The organism is Aeromicrobium sp. 9AM (assembly GCF_902506105.1).
Taxonomy (GTDB): domain Bacteria; phylum Actinomycetota; class Actinomycetes; order Propionibacteriales; family Nocardioidaceae; genus Aeromicrobium.
Genome location: NZ_LR733304.1, coordinates 2783427 through 2809060, shown reverse-complemented (window position 1 = coordinate 2809060; position 25634 = coordinate 2783427). Strand labels below are relative to the sequence as shown.

The window sequence follows — 25634 nt, the reverse complement described above, 5'->3', positions numbered from 1 at the left end:
CGGCCCCAACGGGACCGGCCCCTCGACGTACAGGTGGTGCTTAGCGCTCTACTTCACCCGCAATGTACTTCTCGAGCATCTCGCGACCGAGGTCGTCGGGACGCTGCTCCGGGGGCGACTTCATCAGGTAGGACGACGCCGACAGCAGGGCGCCGCCGATGTTGCGGTCCTTGGCGATCTTCGCCGCACGGATGGCGTCGATGATGATGCCGGCCGAGTTGGGCGAGTCCCAGACCTCGAGCTTGTACTCGAGGTTGAGGGGAACGTCACCGAACGCGCGACCCTCGAGGCGTACGTACGCCCACTTGCGGTCGTCGAGCCACTGGACGTAGTCCGACGGGCCGATGTGCACGTTCTTGGCGCCGAGGTCGTGGTCGATGTTGGACGTCACGGCCTGCGTCTTGGAGATCTTCTTGGACTCGAGACGGTCACGCTCGAGCATGTTCTTGAAGTCCATGTTGCCGCCGACGTTGAGCTGGTACGTCCGGTCGAGGACGACGCCGCGGTCCTGGAACAGCTTGGCCATGACGCGGTGCGTGATGGTCGCGCCGACCTGGCTCTTGATGTCGTCGCCGATGATCGGGACGCCGGCGTCCTCGAACTTCTTGGCCCACTCGGGGTCGGAGGCGATGAACACCGGCAGCGCGTTGACGAACGCGACCTTGGCATCGATGGCGCACTGCGCGTAGAACTTGTCGGCCTCTTCGGAGCCCACCGGGAGGTAGGAGACGAGGACGTCGGCCTGCGTGTCCTTGAGGACCTGCACGACGTCGACGGCCGGAGCGTCCGACTCCTCGATCGTCTCGCGGTAGTACTTGCCGAGTCCGTCGAGCGTGTTGCCCTTCTGGACGATGACGCCGGTCGGCGCCACGTCGGCGATCTTGATCGTGTTGTTCTCGCTGGCCTGCGTCGCCTCGGAGAGGTCGAAGCCGACCTTCTTGGCGTCGACGTCGAACGCGGCGACGAACTCGATGTCCTTGACGTGGTACTGGCCGAACTCGACGTGCATGAGCCCGGGGACGTTGCCGGCGGGGTCAGCGTCCTTGTAGTACTCGACGCCCTGGATCAGGGACGTGGCGCAGTTGCCCACACCCACAATTGCTACGCGTACCGAACCCATGGGTTCTCCTTCATTGTTGTTCACTTCTCGGTCGTGTTGAGGTCTGTGCTGGTCGTGCTGTCAGCATCGGGATAGCCGCCGGAGCGTTCGCGGTCGATCAGCTCGGTCAACCACTTGACCTCGCGCTCGACCGACTCCAGCCCATGCCTCTGCAGCTCCAACGTGTAGGAGTCGACCCGGTCCCGCTTCCGCTGTCCTGCCTTGCGGACGTTGTCGAGGCGCTCCTCCAGTCGGCTTCGTCGTCCCTCGAGGATGCGAACCCTCGAGGCGGCGTCGGTGCGCGCGAAGAACGCGAACCGTACGCCGAACGTCTCGTCGTCCCACGTCGACGGACCGGAGTCCTCGAGCGCCTGGGCGAAGTGTTCCTTGCCCTCGGCCGTGAGCTTGTAGACGATCTTGGCCCGCCGGCCCCGCGCCTCGGGCACCACGGTTTCGTCGGCCACGATGTAGCCGTCCTTGGTGAGTGCCTTCAGTGCGGGATAGAGCGTGCCGTAGGACAGGATGCGACCCCAGCCGAGCAGGGCGTTGACCTGCTTGCGCAGCTCATAGCCGTGCATCGGGGCATCGTGGAGCAGTCCAAGGACCGCCACCTCGAGTGCCGCGCCGCGTCGTGTCATCTACCCGTCCTGACAAAGTCCGTCATTTGTTCGTATATCGGAACGATACATCTATTCGGTGTATCGGCAACACCCCGGTGTTCGTGACCCAGCACACGCGGGCCCCGGGCGATTAACCATTCCTCAGGTAGGTTCGGCACACTTGGTCGTTGACGGATCCGAATCCGGATCCCCATGGAGGTAGACGGACCCTTGGCAGCACAGCGAAAGAAAGCACCGCGCCCTGACGCAGACGGCGGACGGCTCAAAGCCATCACCCGGAAGATCGGCGGCCGCGGTCCTTGGTGGCTCAAGACGATCCGCTGGGGAGCCCTGCTCGGTGTGCTCGGCGTGCTGGCCGCGGCCGGGACGTTCTTCATCCTCTACCAGTCCATCAGCATCCCGAGCGAGAACGCGGCGTTCAAGACCCAGACGACCAAGGTCTACTACTCCGACGGCAAGCACGAGCTCGGCACGTTCGCGACGCAGGACCGCGAGAGCATCTCGATCGACAAGATCCCGGCCTCGATGCAGGCCGCAGCGATCGCCGCTGAGGACCGCTCGTTCTACACCAACCGCGGCATCGACATCAAGGGCATCATCCGCGCCGCGCGCAACAACGCGACCAGCGGACAGATCCAGGGCGGCGGCTCCACGATCACGCAGCAGTACGTCAAGATCCTCTACCTGACGCAGGAGCAGTCCTACAAGCGCAAGGTCAAGGAAGCGATCCTGTCGATCAAGATCCACAACCAGCTGAGCAAGAAGCAGATCCTCGAGGGCTACCTCAACACGATCTACTTCGGCAACGGCGCCTACGGCATCGAGGTCGCCTCCAAGACATACTTCGACAAGCCGGCCGCCGAGCTCAACTACGCCCAGTCGGCGATGCTCGCGACGATCATCAACAGCCCGACCTACTACGACCCGTACGCCGAGGGCGCCACGGACCGGATCGGACCGCGCTTCCGCTACGTGCTCAACGGCATGGTCAAGGACGGCGCGATCACGGCCGACCAGGCGGCGAAGTTCTCCGACCGCATCCCCAAGGTCGAGCCCAAGCGCGAGATCAACCGGTTCAGCGGCTCGAAGGGCTATCTGCTCGACCTCGTCAAGAAGCAGATGCGCTACAAGCTCGACTTCCTGGACCAGGACATCGACGGCGGTGGTCTGCGGATCGTCACGACGTTCAACTACAAGAAGCAGAAGGACGCGATCGCGGCGATCAAGGCCCACCGTCCTTCAGGCCACAAGGAGCTCCACCAGGCGCTGGTCTCGATCAAGCCCGGCACAGGTGCGGTGCAGGCGATGTACGGCGGCCGGGACTATCTCAAGAACCAGTTCAACTGGGCGACCGAGGGGACGCAGCCGGGCTCGACGTTCAAGGCGTTCGCCGTGGTCGCCGCGCTGGAGAACGGCTACAGCCTCAAGACCAAGCTCAACGGCGCCTCGCCACTCATGATCGACGGCAAGGCGGTCACCGAGAACCAGGGCGACAGCGGCGGTGAGTCGTTCGGCAACGTCCCGCTCGAGTTCGCGGCACAGAAGTCGATCAACACCGCCTTCGTCGACCTGATGGACCAGATGAAGGACGGGCCGACCAAGACCCTCGAGGCAGCGGAGCAGGCCGGTATCCCGACCTCGATCATCAAGCCCATCCAGGACCAGGCGGGTGGACCACCTCTGGTGACTCCGCTCGGCTACTTCCCGGTGGCACCGGTCGACATGGCCAACGCCTATGCGACGCTCGCGGCCGATGGCAAGCGCGCTGACTGGTACGTCGTCCAGTCGGTCAAGGACTTCCGCGGCAAGACGCAGTACAAGCACAAGGTCAAGAGTGAGCAGTCGATCCCCAAGGACGTCGCCGCCGACACCATCGCGGCGATGCAGAAGGTCGTCAACTCCGGCGCGGCCGGCACCGGTTCCAACGCCAAGACGATCTGCCCGACCGCGGGCAAGACCGGCACGGCGACGTTCGGCCCCGACAACGACCAGCACGTGTCGTCGTCGTGGTTCGCCGGCTACTCACCCAAGCTCGCGACGGCTGTGATGTACAACCGCGGCAAGCTCGGCAACGGTGATCTCGAGGGCTACATGGTGCCGTTCTTCGGCGGCCAGATCCCGGCGAAGACGTTCCAGACGTACATGAACGCCGCGCTCGAGGGCTCGGAGTGCGGCACGTTCCCGAAGCCCGCGAACATCAAGGGCACGAAGGGCACGACCTACAAGAAGCCCGCGCCCAAGTGCGACAGCGACCAGCATCTCAACGGCAGCAAGACCAAGTGCATCGACGATCCCAAGCCGACGCAGAAGAACTGTGGGCCCAACCAGCAGCCCGACGGCAACCTCGGCTGCGAGCCCAAGCCCGTGGAGACCTGCCCGCCCCCGCAGACGGGTACACCGCCCAACTGCGTGAACCCGCCGCCGCCGACGACTCAAGCTGAGTGTGAGGCGCAGGGCGGCACGTGGCACGACCTCCCGCTGCCGGGCAACTGCACGGGAGTCGGCGGCAACAACGGCGGCTGGGTGTTCATGCTTCCGTTCGCCGGGATCCTCGGGCTGCGCCGACCCGAAGACGAAGACGAGTCGGACGAAAGCTAGAGGGTTTCGTCACCTGACGCCTTCGGCGTGATCGCTCAACCTGCCCTCGGCGCTCGCTCGCAGAGCTCGCTCGACCTCAGGCAACGTTGATGGCGTCGAACGTGGCGGTGGTGAACCGCACCGCCACGTCGACGCGGTCACCGACCTGCGGTGCCTGTGCCGTGGACGGCAGGAAGATCATGCTGGCCTGCATGTGCGGCGGCTCGGCGAACCAGCGCTGCTTGCCGTCGATCGTGTAGGGCGACAGCGAGAAGCCTGCGGCCTCGAGCCCGCCCTTGGCGAGTGACTTGCCGCGTTGCACCACGCCGGCGGACGCCTTGGGCGCCTCGAGAGCGATGCCGTTGCTGGTGCCGCCGGCGACGATCAGCAGATAGCCGTCGCGGGGCATGGGGCGCTGGCGGTAGCCGACCCGCTCGCCGCGCGCGACGAGGTGGCTGTCGAGGACCGTCGCGCGTACGGACAAGGCACCGAGGTCGCCGAGCCACAGCGAGGTGCCGATGCGGGGGCGGATGTCGAGCTGCGGGCGGCGCTCACGCAGGATCGTCACCTCCGCCGGGGTCAGGTGGGAGGCATAGAACGTGGTGGTCTCGACCTGTGAGGCCTCGAGCGCGGCGGCCCAGTTCTCGGCCTCGCGGAGGTTGCCACCGGCCATCGGCAGGTGGATCGCGAAGCCCTCGACACGCAGGTCACCGAGAGCGGCGACGGCGGCGGCGAGCTCATGCCGGTCGAGCCCGTGCCGGGCCATCGACGTCTCGCCCTCGACGAGCACGCGCGCGGTGGGGTCCGGGCCCGAGGCGAGCGCCGCGATGTCGTCGACCCGTCCGACCGTGTGGATGACCCGCTCGTCGTGGATGACGTCGGTGAAGAACGGGCGCCACGGCGTCAACACCATGACGTCGCCGCCGAACGCCGCGAGGGCGCCGGGCACCTCGGCGTACGTGCCGACCGCGATCACGTCGAGGCCGAGCTCCTTGGCCTCGGCGGCGAGCAGGTCGCGGCCGAGCCCGTACCCGTTGCCCTTGATGACCGGGACGATGCCGGGCGTGCTCTCGACGACGGCGCGCACGCCTCGTCGCCAGCGGTCGGCATCGATGTCCAGCTCGAAGCTCACGTCATCGCCTCTTCATGTCGGCGCCTGTGCTTCCAGGCTCGGTTGCGGGGGCACCTTCGGCGCCGCTTTCGTCGCTCGGATGCACCGCGACAAGCGCAGTCGAGCCGGTCAGATGCGGTTTCGAGAGTCGGCGCTTGTCGCGGCTCATCCTCGTCTCCTCATATATTGCGTGAAGCCGAGGTGCAGGGCGCGGTTGAGCGGCAGGTCCCACTCGCCGAGGTACTCGACGGCCTCGCCGCCGGTGCCGACCTTGAACTGGATCAGGCCGACGTGCGAGTCGTCGGGGTCGAGCGTCTCGGTGATGCCGCGCATGTCGTACGCCGTGGCGCCGGCCGTCATCGCGTCGCGGATCATCTGCCACTGGATCGCGTTGGAGCCGCGCACATCGCGCTTGGCCGTGGTCGAGGCGCCGTAGGAGTACCAGGCGTGCTCGCCGACGCGCACCATCGTGGTCGACGCGACGAGGTCACCCTCGTGCCGGGCCAGGTAGAGCACGAGGCGGTCGGGCTCCTCGGCGGTCAGGGCGTCCCACATGCGCTCGAAGTACGACAGCGGTCGCGGGGTGAAGTGATCACGCTCGGCGGTCTCGGCGTACACGCGGTGGAACTCGGGCAGGTCGCCGCGCTCTCCACGGACGACCTCCACGCCGGCCTTGGCGGCCTTCTTGATGTTGCGGCGCCACTGCTGGTTCATGCCGGCGAGGATGTCGGCCTCGGACCGGCCGGCGAGTGGGATCTGGAAGTTGAACTTCGGCTGCCCGGCGGAGAACCCGTTCTCGGTGGGGATCTCCTTCCAGCCGAGCTGGGTCAATGTCGTGGCGACCTTGAGCGCATCGTCGTCGCGTACGTCGGCGGGTACGTCCGACAGTGTCGTGAGCACCGGGTCGGCGATGGCCTGCTTGATCGTCGCGGCGTGCCAGCGACGGGTGACGACCGGCGGGCCCATGCGGATGCCGAACGCGCCCTGGCTCTTGAGGTGGGCGGCGAGCGGCGTCAGCCAACGGCCGAGGTCCGGGTCCGTCCAGTCGATGTCCGGGCCCTCGGGCAGATAGGCGAGGTAGCGCTTGAGCCGCGGGAGCTGGCGATAGAGCACCAGTGCAGCGCCGACCAGGGTCGCGCCGTCGAACCAGCCGACCGACTCACCCCGCCACTCGTTCTTGACCGTCGCCCAAGCCGGGGTCTGCAGGAAACTCACCGACGGCCGGCTGCGTACGAAGTCGAGGTGCTCCGAAGCGCTGATGGGCCGGACACTGAGGGGCCCTGAGCGGGAAGGTGACGTCACCGGGCCACGCTACCAACCGGGGGTAAGTTAGGCTGACCTAAGTTGTAGCCGATCGAGGGGAATCCGACAGTGAAGACGTACGCCGCCACGGTGCTGGGACGCCGCCGGCTCTCGGCCCATCTGGTCACGGTGACGCTCGGCGAGCTCGACGGGTTCGCGTCGACCGGCATCCCTGACGAGTACGTACGCGTGCTGATCCCGCCGGCCGGCGCGGAGCTCGCGATCCCCGAGATCGACGACGACTGGAACATCACCTATCCCGAGGGTGCGGCCGCGCCGGAGCCACGGGTCTACACGGTGTCGGACCACCGGGTCGTCGACGGTGACATCGTGATCGACCTCGACATCGCGCTGCACGACGAGGGCCTCGGGTCCGACTGGGCGCGCTCGTGCCGTCCGGGCGACCGGGTCGGGCTGATCGAGCCCCATGGCCTGTACGCCGCTCCGGCCGGCGTGGGCTGGCAGCTGCTGGTCGCCGACATCACCGGGGTACCCGCCGTGGCGCGGATCCTGCGAGGACTCGAGTCGCACCAGAAGGTCAAGGTCGTCATCGTGCTGACCGATCCCGCTGACGAGATCCCGCTGCCGAGCCCGGCCGACGTGGACGTCACCTGGCAGGTCGTCGCCAAGGACACCGACATCTGCGACGCGCTCGCCGAGGCTGTGACGTCCCGCGACCTGCCCGTCGAGGACCGGTACGTCTGGCTGGCCGGCGAGGCGCGGGCGAGCCGGGCGGTCCGGCGCCACCTGCGCCGCGAGCTGGGCTGGCCGCAGGCCGACTTCTACACGTGCGGCTACTGGCAGATCGAGGCCGAGAAGTGGAACGCGCGCTATGAGCAGGTCGCCGACGAGGTGACGGCGAAGGCCAGGGAGGTCGAGGCGAAGGTCGGCGACGACCAAGGCGCATACCTCGACGCGCTCGACGACATCTACGAAAGCGTGGGCTTGTAGGTAGGGCCTGGACCTCCAAGACCTGCGGCCTTACGTACGCTGAGGGGTCAGTTTTGGCCCATCGAGGGGTCAGTTTTCGTCCCACTTGCGTCGTCCTTGTGCACCCCTCGACGGGCCAAAACGGACCCCTCAGCCGGCGTCGCGCTTCGCGCGTACGCCGGGTTCTCCGCGAGACTCAGCCCTGCCTTCGCTACGCGACCACGACGAACTGGGGTTGTCTTGGGGTGACGAGCAGGGTCATGCCGGCTTCGGCGGGCGTGCGATCAGCCTTGCGGTGGTTGCACCGCACGCACGCGGCAACCGCGTTCTCCCAGGTGAGTGTCCCGCCGCGACTGCGCGGCACGACGTGGTCGACGGTCTCGGCCCGTCCGCCGCAGTAGGCGCACATCTTGTCGCGGGCCTTGATCGCACTCTTGGTGCACAGGTTGGAGCGCCGATGCATCCAGCGTGTCACGACATAGCGGACGAGCCGCAGCACCTTGGGCACGGGGAACGGCCCGAACGAGCCGCCGGCCTCTTCCTCGATGACCGCGACCTCGCGCACGAGCATCTTGATCGCGTGCCGCATCGAGACGCGCTGCAGGGGCTCGTAGCTCGCGTTGAGCACCAGGACGTATGCATCCGCCATCGGCCGGCCCCTTTCTGAGCGAAAGCGTATCCGTCGGCAGCGGCAAATGCCCCAAAAGAAGCCGAATCTCAACCCATGTCGGATCTCGGAATAGGTGCGGCGCCGCGTGGGTTGGCCCCAGACATACGTCGATCAGAAAAAATGTCCGACCCTCATGTCGAAATGGTGCCTACGCGTTCGTCGTATAGATGAGGGTGGTCGACAGGCCCCCGGCACACCGAACCAGAGGACCACCCATGACCGCGCACAGCGACAACGCTCCCGAGACGTCGACAACCACCGAGCTCGACGATTTCGAGGCCGAGTTCACCGCAACTCCTGATGAGCCCGTCGACACGGGCAAGACCCCGCTCGTCATCACACTCCTGGTCGCCGCGACGTTCGTGGTGATCCTCAACGAGACGATCATGATCAACGCGATGCCGCGTCTCATGGGCGACTTCGACGTGACAGCGCGCACCGCGCAGTGGATCTCGTCGATCTTCATGCTCACGATGGCCGCAGTGATCCCCGTGACGGGCTGGTTCCTGCAGCGCGTGACGACCCGCGCCGCCTACACGATCGCTATGACGACGTTCGGGATCGGCACGATCATCTGCGGCACGGCGCCGATCTTCGAGATGCTGCTCGTCGGGCGCGCCGTCCAGGCCGCGGGCACCGCGGTGATGATGCCGCTCCTGATGACCACCGTCATGACGGTCGTGCCCGAGCAGGCCAGGGGCCGCGTCATGGGCAACATGATGCTCGCGATCTCGGTCGCGCCGGCCATGGGTCCGGCTCTCTCCGGACTCATCCTGCAGCTCGGTTCGTGGAGGCTGATCTTCGCCTTCGTGCTCCCCGTCGCGGCGGTCGTCTCGGTGCTCAGCCTGCGCCACCTCGAGAACGTCGGCGAGACCAACACGGCACCGGTCAGCTGGTTCAGCGTGGTCGTCGCCGCGCTCGGCTTCGGCGCGTTGGTCTACGGCCTCAGCGAGGTCGGCGCCCGCAGCACCGGCCAGCTGACCTTGCTGATCGGATTCGGCGCCGCTCTGGTGGCACTGTTCACGTTCTGGCAGCTGCGCCTGCAGCGCGTCGGCAGCCCGCTCCTCGACCTGCGGGCGTTCAAGCACCGCACCTTCACCGTGACCCTGGTGCTGATGGCGACCGCGTTCATGGCGTTCCTCGGCTCGATGATCCTGCTGCCGCTCTACCTGCAGGACCTGCGCGGACTGTCGGCGATCCAGACCGGCCTGCTCGTCATGCCGGGTGGACTGGCGATGGGCCTGCTCGGCCCGCGTGTCGGCGCGCTCTACGACAAGCTCGGTGCGCGGCCGTTGGTGATCCCCGGCTCGGTGCTCATGGTCGTCGCGTTGTTCACGATGAGCCGCGTCATCGACGCCGACACCCCGTACGCCGTGCTGCTCGGCCTGCACATCCTGCTGATGGTGAGCCTGGCGTCGATCTTCACCCCGGTGTTCACCCTGGGACTCGGTGCGCTGCCGCCTGAGCTCTACTCGCACGGCAGCTCGATCCTCGGCACCCTGCAGCAGGTCGCCGGGGCAGTTGGGACCGCCGCCCTCGTGGTGATCCTCGAGAACCGCTCGGAGAGCCTCGTGTCCGGTGGATCGACGGCGAACGAAGCGTTCATCGGAGGCTTGCAGTGGGCGTTCGTCGCCGGCTCGGTGTTCGGGGCGGTCGTCATCGCGCTCTCGTTGCTGCTGCCGGCCAAGGCCGACCAGCCCGCGGGCGCGACGCACTAGGACAAACGGGGGCTGGCTGGGCAACGGCCAGCCCCCGAAACACGCCGTTAGCAAATCTGTCCTACGGTGGACGGCGTGGACACCCCCGAGCTCTTCGACGGCTACGGACCTGTCGTCGGGTTCGATGAAATGTTCGCGGACGCCGAGGTGCGGTCCAACTACGCCCAGGTGCACGAGTCATTCCAGAAGATGGGTGCCGAAGAGATCCGGCTGCGGGCGGATTCCCTCGCGTCGTCCTACCTCGAGCAGGGCGTCACGTTCGGGGTCGCCGGCGAGGAGCGCCCGTTCCCGCTCGACATCGTCCCTCGCCTGATCGAGGCTGCTGACTGGGACCACGTCGAGCGTGGCGTACGCCAGCGGGTGCTCGCCCTCGAGGCGTTCCTCGCGGATGCGTACGGATCCGGCGAGCTGTTCGCCGACGGTGTCGTGCCGCGCGCCACGGTCATGACATCCCCGCACTTCCACCGCGTCGTCGCGGGGCTCGAGCCGGCCAACGGCGTACGCGTGCATGTCGCCGGCGTCGACCTTATCCGTGACGGCAACGGTGACTTCCGGGTGCTCGAGGACAACGTGCGGGTGCCGTCCGGCGTCTCGTACGTCATGACGAACCGCCGGGCCCTGTCCGCCGCCCTCCCTGAGGTGTTCGCCGACCACCGCATCCGGCCGGTGTCGCAGTACTCCCAGCAGCTGCTCGCCGCGCTCCGCAAGGCCGCGCCGGCCGGCGTCAACGACCCGACCGTCGTCGTGCTGACCCCGGGCGTCTACAACTCGGCCTACTTCGAGCACACCCTGCTGGCCCGCACGATGGGCGTCGAGCTCGTGGAGGGCCGAGACCTGGTGTGCCGCTCCGGCCGGGTCATGATGCGGACGACCAACGGTCTCGAGCCGGTCGACGTTATCTACCGCCGGATCGACGACGACTTCCTCGACCCGGTGCAGTTCCGCTCCGACTCCGCGCTCGGCGTGCCCGGCATCATCAACGCCGCTCGCGCCGGTCACGTGACGATCGCCAACGCCGTCGGCAACGGGGTGGCCGACGACAAGCTGCTCTACACCTACGTGCCCGACCTCATCCGCTACTACCTGTCGGAGGAGCCGATCCTGCGCAACGTCGACACCTGGCGGATGGGCGAGCCGGAGCAGCGCGAGGAGGTGCTCGACCGGCTCGACGAGCTCGTCCTCAAGCCGGTCGACGGCTCGGGCGGCAAGGGCATCGTGATCGGCCCGGCCGCGTCGCGCGAGGAGCTCGACGAGCTGCGCGGCAAGATCCTGCTCGACCCGCGGGCGTGGATCGCGCAGCCGGTCGTCTCCCTGTCGACCGTGCCGACGCTGGTCGAGGACGGCGTACGCCCGAGGCACGTCGACCTGCGACCGTTCGCGGTCCACGACGGCGACGACGTGTTCGTCCTGCCCGGCGGCCTGACCCGCGTCGCGCTCCCCGAGGGCGAGCTGATCGTCAACTCGAGCCGGGGCGGCGGATCCAAGGACACCTGGGTCCTGGCCAGTCCGACCGACCCGGAGGACGAGGGCGAGGGCGCACCCGCCGCCAGCCGCGTCGCCGGCACGCCGCAGTCCGCCGGCCCGGCGATCGACGGCGGGACCGCGGATGTCCACGTGCAGGAACAAGAACAGCAACAAGGCAAGGACCTTTCGACAGGCTCAAGGGACGAGTGGTCGCGACCCGAGCACCGCTCCTTGAGCCTGTCGAAAGGACACGAAGCCGGGGACTCACCATGCTGAGCCGCATCGCGCAGTCGCTGTTCTGGATCGGCCGCTACCTCGAGCGCGCCGACGACACCGCCCGCATCCTCGACGTCCAGATGCAGGTCCTGATCGAGGACCCCGGCATGGACGAGCGCACGTCGTGCGAGCAGCTGCTCTCGGTCATGGGCGTCGAGGACTACTCCGGCAACCCCAACCGCTGGATGATCCTCGACCTGCTGGCCCACAACGCCGACTCGCCGGTCTCGATCGCCGCTGCGATCGGCGCCGCCCGCGAGAGCGCCCGCCGCGCTCGCGAGACCCTCTCGACCGACATCTGGGCCGCGATCAACACGACGTGGCGCGGCCTGCCGACCGCCCGCGCGATGCGGTCACCGGACATGTTCGCGTGGGTCCGCAACCGCACCGCGATGATCTCCGGCATCGCCGACTCGACCATGACCCGCGACGAGGGCTGGCAGTTCTACATGCTCGGCCGCAGCATCGAGCGGGTCGACATGACCGCCCGGCTGCTGTCGACCGCCGCGCTGGCGTCAGGCCCGCAGGTCGCCTGGCCCACGACGCTGCGGGCCTGCGGAGCGTACGAGTCCTTCATCCGCGCCTACCGCGGCATCGAGGCCGACCGGCAGGCCGCCGAGTTCCTGCTGCTCGACCGCTGGTTCCCGCGCTCGATCGTCTCGTCGCTCGCCCAGGCGGAGAAGGCCCTGACCAAGCTCGAGCGCAGCGGCCAACGTACGGGATTCAGCGACGAGGCCCAGCGCCTGCTCGGCCGGGCCCGCACCGAGCTGGAGTACCGGCCGCTCGCCGACATCGTGTTCGACCTGCCGGTCGAGATGGAGCGCCTGCAGCGCAGCTGCGCCGCCGCGAGCGACGCGGTGACGGCGCGCTACTTCGCCGAGTACGAGGAGCACACCTGGAGCGGAGGCGTCCTGCTGTGAGCGACTCATGAGCATGCAGATGCGGATCCGGCACACGACCGGCTATCACTACGAGCGGGGCGCGGCCGCGTCGTTCAACGAGGCCCGCATGACACCGATGACGACGTCGGAGCAGTACGTCCTGCGTTCCCGCCTTGAGATCAGCCCGACCCCGTGGAGCTACGAGTACCGCGACTTCTGGGGCACGACCGTGACGTCGTTCGAGGTGCACGACCCGCACACCGACCTGACGGTCGTCGCAACCGCCACGGTCGAGACCCAGGACGTACCGGTCCGGCCGCACTCGGTCGCGTGGGACGACCTGCTCGCGGTGCAGGACGAGTACTGCGAGTTCCTCGAGCTGTCCTCGTGGGTCGCGCCGTCGCCTTCGCTGCTGACCGAGCTGGCGCCGATCCGCGCCGACGCCGCGACGCCGGGCGACTACGCCCTCGCGGCGGCGTCCTTCCTGCACGACCGGGTGAAGTACCTGACCGGCAGCACCGAGGTCACCACGACCGCAGCCGACGCATGGGACAGCAAGAACGGTGTGTGCCAGGACTTCGCGCACCTGACGCTCGGCGTGCTGCGCGAGGCCCGCATCCCGGCGCGGTACGTCTCCGGCTACCTCCACCCGTCGCCCGACCCGGTCATCGGCGAGGCGGTCGAGGGCGAGTCGCACGCGTGGATCGAGTGGTGGGACGGCGAATGGGTGGGCTGGGACCCGACCAACGGCATCGCCCCGGGCCCGCGGCACGTCGTGGTGGCCAAGGGCCGCGACTACGGCGACAGCCCGCCGTTGCGCGGGATCTTCTCGACGTCGGGCGGCTCGGAGCTGTTCGTCGCGGTCGAGATCACGCGCCTTCGCTAGTCGAGCACGCGGATCGGCGTCCCGCCGCGCCACGCCGCGATGTCCTCGACCGCCTCGCGGAAGAACAGGTCGTACCCGTCGTCGGTGACGTAGCCGAGATGAGGCGTCAGCACCGTGCGCGGCGCAGAGCGCAGCGGATCGTCCGCCGGCAGTGGCTCGGTGTCGTAGACGTCGAGCGCGGCGCCGGCGATGCGCCCGGCGTGCAGCGCGTCGAGCAGGGCCGCGGTGTCGACGATCGGTGCGCGTGAAGTGTTGACCAGGTACGCCGTGGGCCGCATCGCGGCGATCTCGGCCTCGCCGACGAGGTGATGCGTGCGGGCGCTCGAGACCAGGTGGATCGTCACGATGTCGGACTCGGCCATCAGCTCGGCCTTGGTCACCGGGCGCACGCCGAGGGACGTGGCGTGCTCCGGGTCGAGGTTCTGCGACCAGGCGACGACATCCATGCCGAACGCCTGACCGATCGCCGCGACCTGCGCACCGAGGCGGCCGAGTCCCATGACACCGAGGGTGCGACCGGCGAGTCCGGTGCCGACCGTCGTCTGCCAGCCGCCGTCGCGAACGGAGCGGTCCTCGGCGGGGATGTGCCGCACCGCCGCGAGGATCAGTGCCCAGGTGTGCTCGACGGTCGAAGCGGCGAGGCCGGCGGTGCCGCACACCGGGATGCCCCGATCGCGGGCCGCAGCAACGTCGATCGACGGGTTGCGCCGTCCGGTCGTCACGATGAGGCGCAGCTCCGGCAGCTGGGCCAGGAGATCCTCGCCGATCGGCGTACGCTCGCGCATCGCGACGATGACGCGAGCCTGCCGAAGCGCGGCGACCAGCTCGGCACCCTCGAGGTGACGGTCGAGGAAGATCACGTCCTCGTCGAGGGCGTCCCAGTCTGCGTGGTTGGCCGCGACCTGCTGGTAGTCATCGAGCACGACGATCTGCATGCACCCATCGTGTCACTCGGCTCCGCTAGGTTCGGGGCATGGCCATCCTGCACGCCGACGCTGACATCACGCCCACCAAGCCCGAGCTGCTGGCCGCCTGGGTGCCGGCCCAGCCGTGGTTCGTCGGCGACGCAACCGAGCTGGAGCACGTCGGCGCCTACCGCTTCGACGACCCGGACGGCGAGGTCGGCATGGAGACGCATCTCGTGCGCGCCGGCGGCGGGCCGATCCTGCAGGTGCCGTGGACCTATCGCGGTGCGCCGCTCGACGGTGCCGAGTCCCACCTGGTCGGCACGATGGAGCACACCGTGCTCGGATCCCGCTGGATCTATGACGCGATCGCCGACCCGGTCTATCAGGCGGTGCTGGCAACGACCATCCTGACCGGCGGCACCCACGCTGAGCTCGAGCGCGAGTTCGCCGACGGCCACGTCGAAGTCATGGAACCGAGCGTCCGGGTGCACGGCAGCGGCAGCGCCTCGGACGCGGCGCCGGCCGATGTCGAGGTCCTCCGTGTGCTCGACGGCACCGTCCCCGAGGGCGATGACGTGCTGACCGGGACGTGGGCCGGTGTCAGCGATCCGGTCGTGCTGGCGGTCGTGCGCCTGCGCTGATCAGCGCAACACCGACCGTGGCGTCGGCGCGAGCCGCAGGGGCTGGAGCTCGCCGGCCGGCAAGCCGTCGCCACCGAGCGCCACGACGACGCGGTCATCACGGACCGGCAGCCGGAAGTTGTTGGGTCCGGGGTGAGTCAGCAGCACGTCGCCGCCCCCCGCATCGATCGCCGAGACCAGCGACGACTCGTCGGCGTCGGAGCCGATGGCCCACACCCTGACGGCGAGCTCGCCGTAGACCGACACCGGCAGGCCCGGCTTGCCTTGCCGCGGTCGCAGCAGCAGCACGTCGTCGGAGTCGATCAGGTCGGCATTGGCGTCGGCGCCCCATGCGGCCCAGGCCGGCCCGCCATAGAACGCCGCCAGCGATGTGGCGTGCTCCTCCAGCGTCGGGAAGCCGCGGAACCACACGAACCGATCGGCATCGTCGAGGTCGACGAAGGTGCCGAGCACGTGGATGCCGACGGCCTCCTGGGTGTCCTGGAACTCCCGCTCGAAGCGCTCGATGAAGCCGTCGCGGGTGCCGGGCTTGAGGGTGTACTGCCGGAGCTCGATGACCTGATCGTTCATGTGCCGACCGTACGCCGGAGGCCGGACAGTCGTTCGCGCGTTCTAGGGTCGTCGCCATGAGCGCCGACACCATCGAGGCCCTGGTGGACGACAGCACGCTGCTGGTGTTCGACGGCAGCGTGCTCGAGCTGTTCGGCTACACCGACGTGCATCGCACGCACGTCTGGCAGCGTCCACGGCTCGTGCTCGTCGACGGCAACCGGCCGCGCCTCGAGATCACGACGGCCCGCGGGCTGCGGCACGGGATGACGTACGACCCGGTGCGACGTGCCGGACTCGAGGCGCTCGACGCCGCGCTGGCCGAGGCGATCGCACGACGCGACGCCGACGGGTGAGGTTCGGGCCACGGGACTAGCGTGGACCTCATGACCGACAGCGCCTCGTACGCCGACCCCGTGCCCGAGCTCCACCGTCCATACGTCGCCGCGGAGGATCGCTACACGCATTGGGACTATCGCCGGGTCGGCCGGTCAGGCCTGTTCCTGCCTCCGCTGTCGCTGGGCCTGTGGTGGAACTTCGGCGACAACTTCCCGTTCGACAACCAGCGCGCAGTCCTGCGGCACGCGTTCGACAACGGCATCACGCACTTCGACCTCGCCAACAACTACGGTCCGCCCTATGGCTCGGCCGAGGAGAACTTCGGCCGCATGATGCGCACCGACTTCAAGGCGTACCGCAACGAGCTGATCCTCTCGACCAAGGCCGGCTACGACATGTGGCCAGGGCCGTACGGCAACTTCGGCTCGCGGAAGTACCTCTTCGCGAGCCTCGACGAGTCACTGGCGCGGATGTCGGTCGACCACGTCGACATCTTCTACTCGCACCGCGCCGATCCGGGCACGCCGCTGGAGGAGACGATCGGCGCGCTCGACGCGATCGTCCGCCAGGGCAAGGCGCGCTATGCGGGCATCTCGTCGTACTCGCCGGAGCGCACCTCCGAGGCGGTCGCGATCGCCAACAGCCTCGGCACCCCGATCGTGATCCACCAGCCGTCGTACTCGATGATCAACCGCTGGATCGAGCAGGGACTCACGACGGTGCTCGACGAGCACGGCGTCGGCTCGATCGGCTTCGGCTCGCTGGCGCAGGGCCTGCTGTCCGACCGGTACGTCGAGAGCGCCGATCCGGAGCGTTCGCAGAAGCGCGGCTCGTTCGACCAGTCGATGGCCAGCGAGGACAACCGCAAACGACTCAAGGGACTCGCCGCGATCGCCAAGAAGCGCGGTCAGACGCTGGCGCAGATGGCGATCTCCTGGACGCTGCGACCCGGCGGCGTCACGTCGGCGCTGATCGGCGTCTCGTCGGTCGAGCAGCTCGACGAGAACCTCAAGGCCGCCCAGCGCATCGACTTCACCGACGACGAGCTCGCCGAAATCGACTCGTACGCCGGTGAGGCCGGCATCAACATCTGGGCCGCCAGCTCCGAGGTCTGAGCGCCAGGGTCACGTGGGGGGCGCGACACTGGGAGCGTGCACCCCGATCCGATCCAGCGCCTGCTGGACAGCCCACCCGACCTGCCGGTCCTGGGCGGGTTGCCGGAACTGACCGCCGCGCTGCGCGACCGCGGGGTAGCGGTCGTGCAGGCGCCCCCGGGCACCGGCAAGACGACGTTGGTGCCGCCCGCGGTGGCCGCGATGGTCGCCGGCGACGGTCTGGTCGTGGTGACCCAGCCGCGCCGCATCGCTGCACGTGCGGCGGCGCGGAGGCTCGCGGGTCTGTTGGGTGAGCGGGTCGGAGAAACCGTGGGCCACACGGTGCGCGGCGATCGGGCTGTCGGGCCCGGTACGCGGATCGAGTTCGTGACGACCGGCGTCCTGCTGCGACGGCTCCAGCGCGATCCCGAGCTGCCGGGGGTCGCGGCGGTCATCCTCGACGAGGTGCACGAGCGCCAGCTCGACGCCGACCTGACGCTCGCCTTCCTGGCAGACGTACGCGCCACGGTGCGCGAGGACCTGTTGCTGGTCGCGATGTCGGCGACGATCGAGGCCGAGCGCACCGCCGCGACGATCGACGAGCGGCCCGCCCCGATCATCGACGTCCCGGGCGCCCTTCACCCGGTGAGCGAGCACTGGGCGCCCCCACCGCCGGGCGTGCTGCCGACGGACGAACGCGGGGTCCCGCCGCGCTTCCTCGACCACGTCGCGGCCAGGGTCCGCCACGCGTTGTCGGTCGACCCCGGCGACGTGCTGGTGTTCGTGCCCGGTGTCGGCGAGGTGGACGGGGTCATGCGCCGGTTGTCCGGTCTCACGGACGTCGACGTGCTGGCGCTCCACGGCCGACTTCCTGCCCGCGAGCAGGACCTCGCTCTCGCGCCGGGTCCTCGACGACGTGTCGTGGTGTCGACCGCGGTGGCCGAGTCGTCGCTGACGGTCCCGGGGGTACGCATCGTGGTCGACGCCGGACTGTCCCGTGAGCCCCGCACCGATCAGGTGCGCGGGCTCCCCGCGCTCGTGACGGTGCGGGTCAGCCGGTCCGCGGCTGAGCAACGGGCGGGTCGCGCGGGGCGCGAGGCTCCCGGCGCGGTGCACCGATGCTGGTCCCGCGCCGATCACGGTCACCTGGACGCGCACCCAGCCCCGGAGATCGCGGTCGCCGACCTCACCGGCTTCTGTCTCGAGCTCGCCGCGTGGGGTGACGTCGGAGGTGGGAGCCTGGCGCTGCTCGACCGGCCACCCGTGGCGGCGGTCGAGACGGCTCGACACACCCTGGTCGAGCTCGGTGCGATCGACGAGGCCGGCGCGATCACCGACCGCGGCCGCGCGATGACGCAGGTTCCGGCCGACCCACGGCTGGCCCGCGCGTTGCTCGACGGCGCTGAAGCGGTGGGCGCCCGCCGCGCCGCGGAGGTCGTCGCCCTCCTCGCAGACGACGTACGCGTCCCGGGCGGCGACCTGGTGGCGGCCCTGCGCACGCTGCGGCGGGGCGGCCCGACCACCCGGTCATGGTCGGACACCGCGAAGCGGCTGGAGTCACTGCTGCCAGAACGCCCACCTCGGACCGGGCTGACCGACGACCTCGCGGTCGGTACGGTCGTGGCCCTCGCGCACCCTGGACGCATCGCGCGGCGACGGGCGGGCGGCACGTCTTACCTCATGGTGTCGGGGACCGGCGCATCGTTCCGCGCCGCCGACCCGGCACTCGCGGGCATCCGGTGGATCGCGATCGCCGACGCCGAGCGACGGCCAGGCGCGCGTGATGCGACGATCCGCTCGGCCGCGCCTGTCGATGAAGACATCGCCCTCGATGCGGCGTCCGGCTCGTGGCACGAGGCCGACGAGGTCACCTGGACGGGCGGCCGGATCGTGGCCCGCAGGGTCACCCGTCTCGGTGCGATCGAGCTGTCCGCCGTCCCGCTGTCCGATCCCTCCCCGGAGGCTGTCGCAGCAGCGGTTGCCCAAGGACTCTCGCGTGACGGCCTGGCCCTGCTGCCGTGGAGCGAATCGGCCGTAGCGCTGCGCCGCCGGCTGGCCTTCCTCCACCACACGCTCGGCGACCCGTGGCCCGACGTCAGTGACGACGCGCTGGTGACGGGCATCGACGCCTGGCTCGGAGCCGACCTCGCCCGCGTGCGCGGCGGCCGGGATCTCGCCCGCCTCGACGTCCTGGGAGCGTTGCGCCGGCTGCTCCCGTGGCCCGCCGCCGGCCGCCTCGACGAGCTGGCGCCAGAACAGGTGACCGTGCCGACCGGTGTGGCAGTGCGCGTCGAGTACGGGCCGTCCGGCACGGAGCAGCCCGTCCTCGCGCTGCGGCTGCAGGATGCGTTCGGCTGGACCACGACGCCACGGATCGCCGACGGCCGGGTGCCGTTGTTGCTGCACCTGCTGACCCCGGCCCGCCGGCCGGCCGCCGTCACCGCCGACCTCGAGTCGTTCTGGGCCGGCCCCTATCGCCAGGTGCGCGCCGAGCTGCGCGGCCGCTATCCCAAGCACGCGTGGCCCGAGGACCCGCCTAGCTCGTCGGGGCGGCCTTGATGCGGCGGGTCAGCTCCTCGGGCGGGATCGGCACGATGTCGGTGATCGTGGCCGAGCCGACCGAGAGCTCGCCGTCGTCGAGGGGCTCGCACCGAATGCCGCCGTGCCCGCGCAGCGCCTGGTGCGCGCCGGGGGCATAGACCGTGTTCATCCACGCGCACGGGTTCGCCGGGGTCATCGAACGGAACCGGATCGGCCCGCGCCCGGCGTCGAGGGTGAAGGTCGTACGCGCGAGGGAGTCGACGTCGAGCCCCCGGGTGACGAGGTTGCGCCGCGCCAGCGCCGGGTCGAACGGCACGTTGGCGGCCGGGAAGAGCCCGTCGCCGGCAATCTCGCGTTCGAGCTGCTCGATGCTCTCCGCGGCGATCAGCGTCATCGTGGCGAACGCGAATCGCGACCCGAAGTAGCGATCGCCGACCAGCCCCTTGTGGGCGCGAACCCGTGCGGAGTCGACGAGCTCGTCGCGGATGTCGTACGGCGCGGTCCCCTCGGACGGCCGGCCCTCGTAGCGGCGGACCCGCGACACCAGCAGCGACACGATCTCGAACTCCACGCCCCCGACGGTACTTGTCCCGGCGGCGGGAGGTGTGGTGAGCCACCGCCCGGCGCTGAAGTGGTTGCAAGGTTCATCGATCGTTGCCGGGGACCACGGTCAGGTGGACAATCTGTCAACACGCGGTCGGGCGACAGGCTCTCTCGGGTCATGGCCATCCTCGGCGCAAAGGCAGGCGGGGCTGCTCGCCATGATCCGAGGGGAAATCATGAAGAACTTCTGGCGCATCCTGGCCGTCACCTTGTTGACGGCCGGGACCACATGGGTGGCGGCCGGCTCCGCCACGGCGGCAACACCGTCGTGGTTGTCGGTCTCCACCGGCTATGCGCACACATGCGCTGTCGCGACCAATCATTCGCTCTATTGCTGGGGCAACAACTCAGATGGTCAGCTCGGTGTCGGCGACAAGAACGACCGCGGCACCCCCGTGAGGGTGGGAACCTCGACGAGCTGGTCGAGCGTGAGTGCGGGCGGCGACTACACCTGCGCACGCCACTCGTCCGGTGCGTTGTACTGCTGGGGCGAGAACGTCTCGGGACAGCTGGGCCAGGGCGCCAATCACGAGGACAGGCTCACACCGAAGCAGGTCGGCACCTCCAAGAAGTGGGTGAGCGTCGACACCGGCACGGCCCATACGTGTGCCAAGCACTCCACGGGTGCGTTGTACTGCTGGGGCTCGGGCAGCTCCGGCGAGCTCGGCAATGGCGACTACCTCGGTCGTGACACCCCGGCCAAGGTCGGGACCTCGACGAGCTGGACGAGCGTCAGCGCCGGTGGATACTTCACGTGCGCTCGCCACGCTTCGGGCTCCTTGTACTGCTGGGGGTCCAACGGTCAGGGCCAGCTCGGAATCGGCAACGTGGGCGGCAAGGCCGTGCCGACCAAGGTCGGCACCTCCACCAAGTGGAGCAGTGTCAGCGCCGGCGGCGTCCACACCTGCGCCCGGCACACCAGCGGCAACCTCTACTGCTGGGGCTACAACTTCAGTGGACAGCTCGGGACGGGTGGCGGCGGGTTCAGCTCGAAGTACACCCCCCAGAAGGTGGGCACCTCCACCAGCTGGGTCAGGGTCAGCGCCGGCGACGTCCACACGTGTGCCAAGCACACGTCCGGGTCGCTCTACTGCTGGGGAGAAGGTTCCGGCGGGCGACTCGGGGTGGGCGACGGCAACGACCATCCGTCCCCCACCAAGGTGGGCACCTCCAAGAAGTGGGGGACGGTCAGCTCCGGCGGCGTCCACTCCTGCTCCACGCACACGTCCGGAGCGGCGTACTGCTGGGGCGAGAACAACGACGGCGAGCTGGGCGTCGGGGGCATCCAGCCCAGCAGCGTCCCGGTGAAGGTCGGCTAAGCGGTGAGCTCGCCGAGCCGCCGTTCGATGAATCGTCGTTCGGCGGCCGGCGGGTCGCACGCCTTCGCGCGGGCGTACGCGCTGGCGGCCTCGCGGTCGTGGCCCAGGCGTACGAGCAGCTCGGCGCGGCAGGCGTGCCACAGGTGGAAACGGTCCAGGCCGGAGAGCCGGTCGAGCTCGTCGAGTCCGGCCCTCGCTCCGTCCCGCTCGCCGATCGCGACGGCGCGGTTGAGCCGGACGACGTCGGTCGGCGTCACCTCGAGCAGCCGGTCGTAGAGCGCGATGATGTCGGTCCAGTCCGTCTCCGCGTACGTCTTCGCGGTCGCATGGCACGCCGCGATCGCCGCCTCGAGCTCGAACCGGCCCGCGCGGTGGCGCGACCGGCGGAGCGCGCCGTCGACCAGCGCCGCGCCCTCGGCGATGAGCGCGGGGTCCCAGCGCGACCGGTCCTGGTCGACGATCAGCACGAGCTCGCCCTCCGCGTCGGCCCGGGTCTCCCGCCGGGCATCGGTGAGCAGCATCAGGGCGAGCAGGCCCTGCAGCGATGACTCGTCCGGCATGAGGTCGACGAGGAGCCGGCCGAGCCGGATCGCCTCGTCGCAGAGCTGCGGGCGTACGGGCGCGTCGCCGCCGGCCACCCCGGCGGTGAACAGCAGGTAGACCGTGGTCGCGACGGCGCCGAGGCGTTCGGGCAGGTCCGGGTCCGGCGGGATCCGGTAGGGGATGCCGGCGACGGCGATCTTGTGCTTGGCCCGGGTGAGCCGCCGCGCCATCGCGGTCTCGCTCGTCAGCATCAGACGTGCCGCGTCCGCGACGGTGAGGCCGCAGAGCGTCGTCAGGCTCAAGGTGGTCTGCGTCGCCAGCGACAGGGCGGGGTGGCAGCACGTGAACACCAGTCGGAGCTCGTCGTCGCGCACCACCGAGTCGGGCACGTCGGCCGGACCGCCCGTCAGGTCCATCGCGCGCACCTCCTTGTCGCCGCGTGCCGCCTCGCGTCGGATGGCGTCGACGGCCTTGCGCCGCGCGACCGTGGTCAGCCAGGCGCGGGGGTTGTCGGGTATGCCGTCGCGGGGCCAGTGCTCCAGCGCGGAGATGGCCGCCTCCTGCACGGCGTCCTCGGCGATCGTCATGCTGCCGGTCGTACGGATGAGGGTCGCCAGGACACGGCGACCCTCATCGCGTACGAGCTCGGCCAGGACCGCCGAGGCGTCGGGCACGTTCAGCCGAACTGGACGACGGGCCGCAGCTCGACCGCGCCGTCCCACGCGCCCGGGATCTGGGCGGCGATCGCCACGGCGCTGTCGAGATCGTCGGCCTCGATGAGGTAGAAGCCGGACAGGATCTCGCGTGCCTCGACGAACGGGCCGTCGGTCGTGAGGACGTCGCCGCCGCGGCCACCCTCGACCCGCACGACGGTCGCGGTGGAGGTCGGGTGGAGGGCTGCGCCGCCGCGGATCACCGCGGCCTGGTTCTCGCTGAACTCGGCGTACGCCTTGGTCGTCTCGGCCTCTTCGGGTGAGGTCCAGTCGCCGTCGTGGCTGTAGATGATGGCTGCGTACTGGGTCATGGCAGAGCCTTTCGGGTGTCGTACGTTCCCTGTGAACGTCTCACCCAGGGGACGACCGAAACAGCCCCGATCGGACATCGCCTGGTGTGATCCACGTCACACCTTGTGGATGATGTTCTCCGCATACTGCTCGAGGTGCTTGATCTTGGTCTCGAGCGGCTCGGTGTCGGGACCCTTGATGTAGGGGATGCGGAAGCCGACGATGCAGTCGGTGACGCCCTTGTCCTCCAGGCGTTTGATGCCGTCGAGGTCGTATGCGTCGTAGGAGATGACGTGCACCTCGAAGTCGTCGCGGGTGTCGCCCTCCTCCTTGCGGATCTCCGCCAGGCGTACGAGCAGCCGGTCGAGCTCCTCGCCGTCGCCGCCGGCGTGCATCCAGCCGTCGCCCTTGACGACGGCCCGGCGCAGCGCCTTGTCGACATGGCCACCCACGAGCAGGGGGATCGTCTCAGTGGGCGCGGGGCTCTGCTTGATCTCGTCGATGTCGTAGAACTCGCCGTGATAGCCGAAGAACTCCCCGGTCGTCAGCCCACGGAGGATGTCCATGCACTCGTCCATCCGCTTGCCGCGGCGGGCCCAGTCGACCTGCAGGTTGGCGAAGTCCTCCGGCCACGGCGAGATGCCGACGCCGAGCCCGAGACGGTTGCCGGACAGGAAGGCCAGCGAAGACGCCTGCTTGGCGACCAGCACCGGCGGGCGTACGGGCAGCTTGAGCACGAACGGGGTCAGGCGCAGCGTCGTGGTCAGGGCGAACAGGTGCGCGCAGAGGATCATCGCCTCGACGAACTCCTTGCCCTCGAGGAACTCGCGGTCCCCGGTGTCGGTGTAGGGATACTTCGAGTCCGACTCCTTGGGATAGATCAGGGAGTCGGCCACCGTCATCGAGGTGTAGCCGGCCGCCTCGGCGGCTTGGGCCAACGGGGCATAGAACGTCGCCTGGGTCATGGCCTCGGCATACGTGAATCGCATGGGTGACCTTCCGGTCATGGCTGGATTTTGGTTATTGAGCTTGTCGAAATATAGAACGTGTTTCAGTTTTCTGCCAGAGTGCGGGGATGGACCTTCAGCAGATCAGCGACCGCATCGAGATCGGCGACGTGCTCACCCGCTACACGCGAGCCATCGACTCGCACGAGTGGGACCGGCTCGACACGGTCTTCACGCCCGATGCCCGGATCGACTACACCGAGTCCGGCGGCATCGCCGGGGCGTACGCGGAGGTCAAGCCCTGGCTCGCCGAGGTCCTGCCCGCGTTCTTCCGGACGATGATGCACACGCTCGGCCAGGTGGAGGTGGAGCTCCGGGGCGACGAGGCCGACGTGACGGCGTACTTCCACAACCCCATGACGATGGACGACGGGCAGGGCGGCGAGAAGATCGTCGAGATCGGCGGCCTCTACCGGCACGCCATGACCCGTACGCCCGACGGCTGGCGCAGCCGTGCCCTGCGCGAAGAGGTCGTGTGGCGGCGCAACATCTGAGATCGCAGGACGATTCGCCTCGCGCACGGGTGTTCCCGTAGACTTCTGCGGTTGCCAATTGGCAGCCCACTCCTGCTACGGAGGCCCCGTAGCCGTTTAGTCCGAAGGAGACTGAATGTCATTGCGCCCGTACGAAGTCATGATCATCCTCGATCCTGATCTCGAAGAACGTACCGTCGCCCCCAGCCTGGACACGTACCTCAACGTCGTGCGCCAGGACGGCGGCTCAGTCGACAACGTCGACGTGTGGGGCAAGCGTCGCCTCGCCTACGAGATCAACAAGAAGAACGAGGGCATCTACGCCGTCGTCCAGCTCCAGGCGGAGCCGGCCACGGTCAAGGAGCTCGATCGTCAGCTCACGCTCAACGAGTCCGTTGTGCGTACGAAGGTCACACGTCCCGACGTGAAGTAGCCCGACCCTCGGACAGAGATGTCCACAAGGACCGCACGTGACCCTCGCGAGGTGTCGCACCACTGCGGTTCACTGGAGTCAGACACCCCAAACCCGAAAGGCTGAGCCATGGCAGGCGAAACCGTCATCACCGTCATCGGCAACCTCACCGACGACCCGGAGCTCAAGTTCACTCCTTCGGGCGCCGCAGTTGCCAACTTCACCGTTGCGTCGACGCCTCGTACGTTCGACCGCCAGACCAACGAGTGGAAGGACGGCGATGCGCTGTTCATCCGCTGCGCCGCATGGCGTCAGCTGGCTGAGAACGTCGCGGAGTCACTGCAGAAGGGTCAGCGCGTCATCGTGACGGGCGCCCTGCGCATCCGCAACTTCGAACGCCAGGACGGATCGAAGGGCACGAGCGTCGAGATCAACGTCGACGAGATCGGTCCTTCGCTGCGCTACGCCACGGCCAAGGTCACCAAGGCCAACCGCTCCGGCGGCGGCGACTTCGGTGGCGGCCAGGGTGGCGGCGGCAACGCCGGCAACGCTGGTGGCGGCGGAGCTGCGCAGAGCAACCCGTGGTCGACGCAGCCCGCGGCACAGGGTGGGTCTGACGCCTGGGGCGGCAACGCCGGCACGACCGACGAGCCCCCCTTCTAAACAC

At 68.9% G+C, this 25634-nt stretch carries 26 protein-coding genes; 14 read left to right on the top strand and 12 right to left on the bottom strand.

Annotated features, from left to right (window positions below; translation table 11 throughout):
- Positions 1-40 precede the first annotated feature (40 nt).
- Positions 41-1120 (bottom strand): inositol-3-phosphate synthase, encoded by a 1080-nt coding sequence (locus BOSE46_RS20345; RefSeq protein ID WP_159542195.1) that lies wholly within the window; start codon positions 1118-1120, stop codon positions 41-43.
- A 20-nt stretch (positions 1121-1140) separates the two neighbouring features.
- The gene (locus tag BOSE46_RS20340; RefSeq protein WP_159542193.1) at positions 1141-1737 is read right to left on the bottom strand and encodes a PadR family transcriptional regulator; all 597 of its coding nucleotides are present in this window, start codon (positions 1735-1737) and stop codon (positions 1141-1143) included.
- A gap of 192 nt (positions 1738-1929) precedes the next feature.
- Between BOSE46_RS20340 and BOSE46_RS20335 the strand changes: the two genes are divergently transcribed.
- Positions 1930-4317, top strand: a complete 2388-nt coding sequence (locus tag BOSE46_RS20335) for a transglycosylase domain-containing protein (RefSeq protein ID WP_159542191.1) — start codon at positions 1930-1932, stop codon at positions 4315-4317.
- A 76-nt stretch (positions 4318-4393) separates the two neighbouring features.
- Here BOSE46_RS20335 and BOSE46_RS20330 read toward each other — a convergent pair whose 3' ends face one another.
- Genes BOSE46_RS20330 through BOSE46_RS20320 form a run of 3 tightly spaced genes read right to left on the bottom strand, consistent with a single transcriptional unit; the run spans position 4394 to position 6709 of the window.
- Positions 4394-5428, bottom strand: coding sequence for an alanine racemase (locus tag BOSE46_RS20330; protein WP_159542189.1), 1035 nt, complete (start codon positions 5426-5428; stop codon positions 4394-4396).
- A gap of 1 nt (position 5429) precedes the next feature.
- Positions 5430-5576 carry a hypothetical protein gene (locus BOSE46_RS20325; protein WP_159542187.1) on the bottom strand — a complete coding sequence of 49 codons (147 nt, stop codon included), beginning with the start codon at positions 5574-5576 and terminating at the stop codon, positions 5430-5432.
- The gene (locus tag BOSE46_RS20320; RefSeq protein ID WP_159542185.1) at positions 5573-6709 is read right to left on the bottom strand and encodes a peptidoglycan bridge formation glycyltransferase FemA/FemB family protein; all 1137 of its coding nucleotides are present in this window, start codon (positions 6707-6709) and stop codon (positions 5573-5575) included. The genes BOSE46_RS20325 and BOSE46_RS20320 overlap by 4 nt, the downstream gene beginning before the upstream one ends.
- Before the next feature lie 69 nt (positions 6710-6778).
- On the opposite strand from BOSE46_RS20320, the gene BOSE46_RS20315 reads away from it, so the two are divergent.
- The gene (locus tag BOSE46_RS20315) at positions 6779-7660 is read left to right on the top strand and encodes a siderophore-interacting protein (protein ID WP_159542183.1); all 882 of its coding nucleotides are present in this window, start codon (positions 6779-6781) and stop codon (positions 7658-7660) included.
- A 190-nt stretch (positions 7661-7850) separates the two neighbouring features.
- Here the strand turns inward: BOSE46_RS20315 and BOSE46_RS20310 are convergent, their stop codons facing one another.
- Entirely contained in the window at positions 7851-8288 is a 438-nt protein-coding gene (locus BOSE46_RS20310) for an HNH endonuclease (protein ID WP_159542181.1), read from the bottom strand.
- A gap of 236 nt (positions 8289-8524) precedes the next feature.
- On the opposite strand from BOSE46_RS20310, the gene BOSE46_RS20305 reads away from it, so the two are divergent.
- The 4 genes from BOSE46_RS20305 (at position 8525) to BOSE46_RS20290 (ending at position 13534) form a co-directional block, all read left to right on the top strand.
- Positions 8525-10027 (top strand): MDR family MFS transporter, encoded by a 1503-nt coding sequence (locus BOSE46_RS20305; RefSeq protein ID WP_159542179.1) that lies wholly within the window; start codon positions 8525-8527, stop codon positions 10025-10027.
- Between the two features lie 75 nt (positions 10028-10102).
- Positions 10103-11767: a circularly permuted type 2 ATP-grasp protein gene (locus BOSE46_RS20300; RefSeq protein WP_236551825.1), complete on the top strand. Its 1665-nt coding sequence runs from the start codon at positions 10103-10105 to the stop codon at positions 11765-11767.
- Complete coding sequence (locus BOSE46_RS20295) at positions 11761-12687, top strand: alpha-E domain-containing protein (protein ID WP_159542177.1); 927 nt, start codon at positions 11761-11763, stop codon at positions 12685-12687. The genes BOSE46_RS20300 and BOSE46_RS20295 overlap by 7 nt, the downstream gene beginning before the upstream one ends.
- Positions 12688-12694: 7 nt before the next feature.
- Positions 12695-13534, top strand: coding sequence for a transglutaminase family protein (locus BOSE46_RS20290; protein WP_159542175.1), 840 nt, complete (start codon positions 12695-12697; stop codon positions 13532-13534).
- On the opposite strand, the gene BOSE46_RS20285 is transcribed toward BOSE46_RS20290, so the two are convergent.
- The gene (locus BOSE46_RS20285) at positions 13531-14469 is read right to left on the bottom strand and encodes a D-2-hydroxyacid dehydrogenase family protein (RefSeq protein ID WP_159542173.1); all 939 of its coding nucleotides are present in this window, start codon (positions 14467-14469) and stop codon (positions 13531-13533) included. The genes BOSE46_RS20290 and BOSE46_RS20285 overlap by 4 nt on opposite strands.
- A 38-nt stretch (positions 14470-14507) precedes the next feature.
- Between BOSE46_RS20285 and BOSE46_RS20280 the strand changes: the two genes are divergently transcribed.
- Positions 14508-15083, top strand: coding sequence for a CG0192-related protein (locus BOSE46_RS20280; RefSeq protein ID WP_159542171.1), 576 nt, complete (start codon positions 14508-14510; stop codon positions 15081-15083).
- Here BOSE46_RS20280 and BOSE46_RS20275 read toward each other — a convergent pair whose 3' ends face one another.
- On the bottom strand, positions 15084-15653 hold the full coding sequence (locus tag BOSE46_RS20275; protein ID WP_159542169.1) for an NIPSNAP family protein: 570 nt from the start codon (positions 15651-15653) through the stop codon (positions 15084-15086).
- A gap of 56 nt (positions 15654-15709) precedes the next feature.
- Between BOSE46_RS20275 and BOSE46_RS20270 the strand changes: the two genes are divergently transcribed.
- The 3 genes from BOSE46_RS20270 to hrpB are packed head-to-tail and all read left to right on the top strand — an operon-like array spanning position 15710 to position 19624.
- The gene (locus BOSE46_RS20270; RefSeq protein ID WP_159542167.1) at positions 15710-15988 is read left to right on the top strand and encodes a hypothetical protein; all 279 of its coding nucleotides are present in this window, start codon (positions 15710-15712) and stop codon (positions 15986-15988) included.
- Positions 15989-16018: 30 nt separating this feature from the next.
- Positions 16019-17086, top strand: coding sequence for an aldo/keto reductase (locus BOSE46_RS20265; protein ID WP_159542165.1), 1068 nt, complete (start codon positions 16019-16021; stop codon positions 17084-17086).
- A 36-nt stretch (positions 17087-17122) separates the two neighbouring features.
- Positions 17123-19624, top strand: coding sequence for an ATP-dependent helicase HrpB (gene hrpB / locus BOSE46_RS20260; protein WP_159542163.1), 2502 nt, complete (start codon positions 17123-17125; stop codon positions 19622-19624).
- Here the strand turns inward: hrpB and BOSE46_RS20255 are convergent.
- The gene (locus BOSE46_RS20255) at positions 19602-20177 is read right to left on the bottom strand and encodes an MOSC domain-containing protein (RefSeq protein WP_201299695.1); all 576 of its coding nucleotides are present in this window, start codon (positions 20175-20177) and stop codon (positions 19602-19604) included. The genes hrpB and BOSE46_RS20255 overlap by 23 nt on opposite strands.
- A gap of 208 nt (positions 20178-20385) precedes the next feature.
- Between BOSE46_RS20255 and BOSE46_RS20250 the strand changes: the two genes are divergently transcribed.
- On the top strand, positions 20386-21528 hold the full coding sequence (locus tag BOSE46_RS20250) for an RCC1 domain-containing protein (RefSeq protein ID WP_159542161.1): 1143 nt from the start codon (positions 20386-20388) through the stop codon (positions 21526-21528).
- Here the strand turns inward: BOSE46_RS20250 and BOSE46_RS20245 are convergent.
- The 3 genes from BOSE46_RS20245 to BOSE46_RS20235 all read right to left on the bottom strand — a co-directional run bounded on the left by BOSE46_RS20245 (position 21525) and on the right by BOSE46_RS20235 (position 24082).
- Positions 21525-22745 (bottom strand): RNA polymerase sigma factor, encoded by a 1221-nt coding sequence (locus BOSE46_RS20245; RefSeq protein ID WP_201299694.1) that lies wholly within the window; start codon positions 22743-22745, stop codon positions 21525-21527. The two genes, BOSE46_RS20250 and BOSE46_RS20245, sit on opposite strands and share 4 nt — an antisense overlap.
- Positions 22746-22747: 2 nt before the next feature.
- Positions 22748-23095, bottom strand: a complete 348-nt coding sequence (locus BOSE46_RS20240; protein ID WP_159542159.1) for a YciI family protein — start codon at positions 23093-23095, stop codon at positions 22748-22750.
- A gap of 96 nt (positions 23096-23191) precedes the next feature.
- Entirely contained in the window at positions 23192-24082 is an 891-nt protein-coding gene (locus tag BOSE46_RS20235) for a TIGR03619 family F420-dependent LLM class oxidoreductase (protein ID WP_236551824.1), read from the bottom strand.
- Positions 24083-24150: 68 nt separating this feature from the next.
- Here BOSE46_RS20235 and BOSE46_RS20230 point away from each other — a divergent pair, with 68 nt between their 5' ends.
- The 3 genes from BOSE46_RS20230 to BOSE46_RS20220 all read left to right on the top strand — a co-directional run bounded on the left by BOSE46_RS20230 (position 24151) and on the right by BOSE46_RS20220 (position 25630).
- On the top strand, positions 24151-24576 hold the full coding sequence (locus BOSE46_RS20230) for a nuclear transport factor 2 family protein (RefSeq protein WP_159542157.1): 426 nt from the start codon (positions 24151-24153) through the stop codon (positions 24574-24576).
- A 121-nt stretch (positions 24577-24697) separates the two neighbouring features.
- Positions 24698-24988 (top strand): 30S ribosomal protein S6, encoded by a 291-nt coding sequence (rpsF, locus tag BOSE46_RS20225; protein WP_056215410.1) that lies wholly within the window; start codon positions 24698-24700, stop codon positions 24986-24988.
- Positions 24989-25096: 108 nt separating this feature from the next.
- Positions 25097-25630, top strand: a complete 534-nt coding sequence (locus tag BOSE46_RS20220; RefSeq protein ID WP_159542155.1) for a single-stranded DNA-binding protein — start codon at positions 25097-25099, stop codon at positions 25628-25630.
- Positions 25631-25634: the final 4 nt, after the last annotated feature.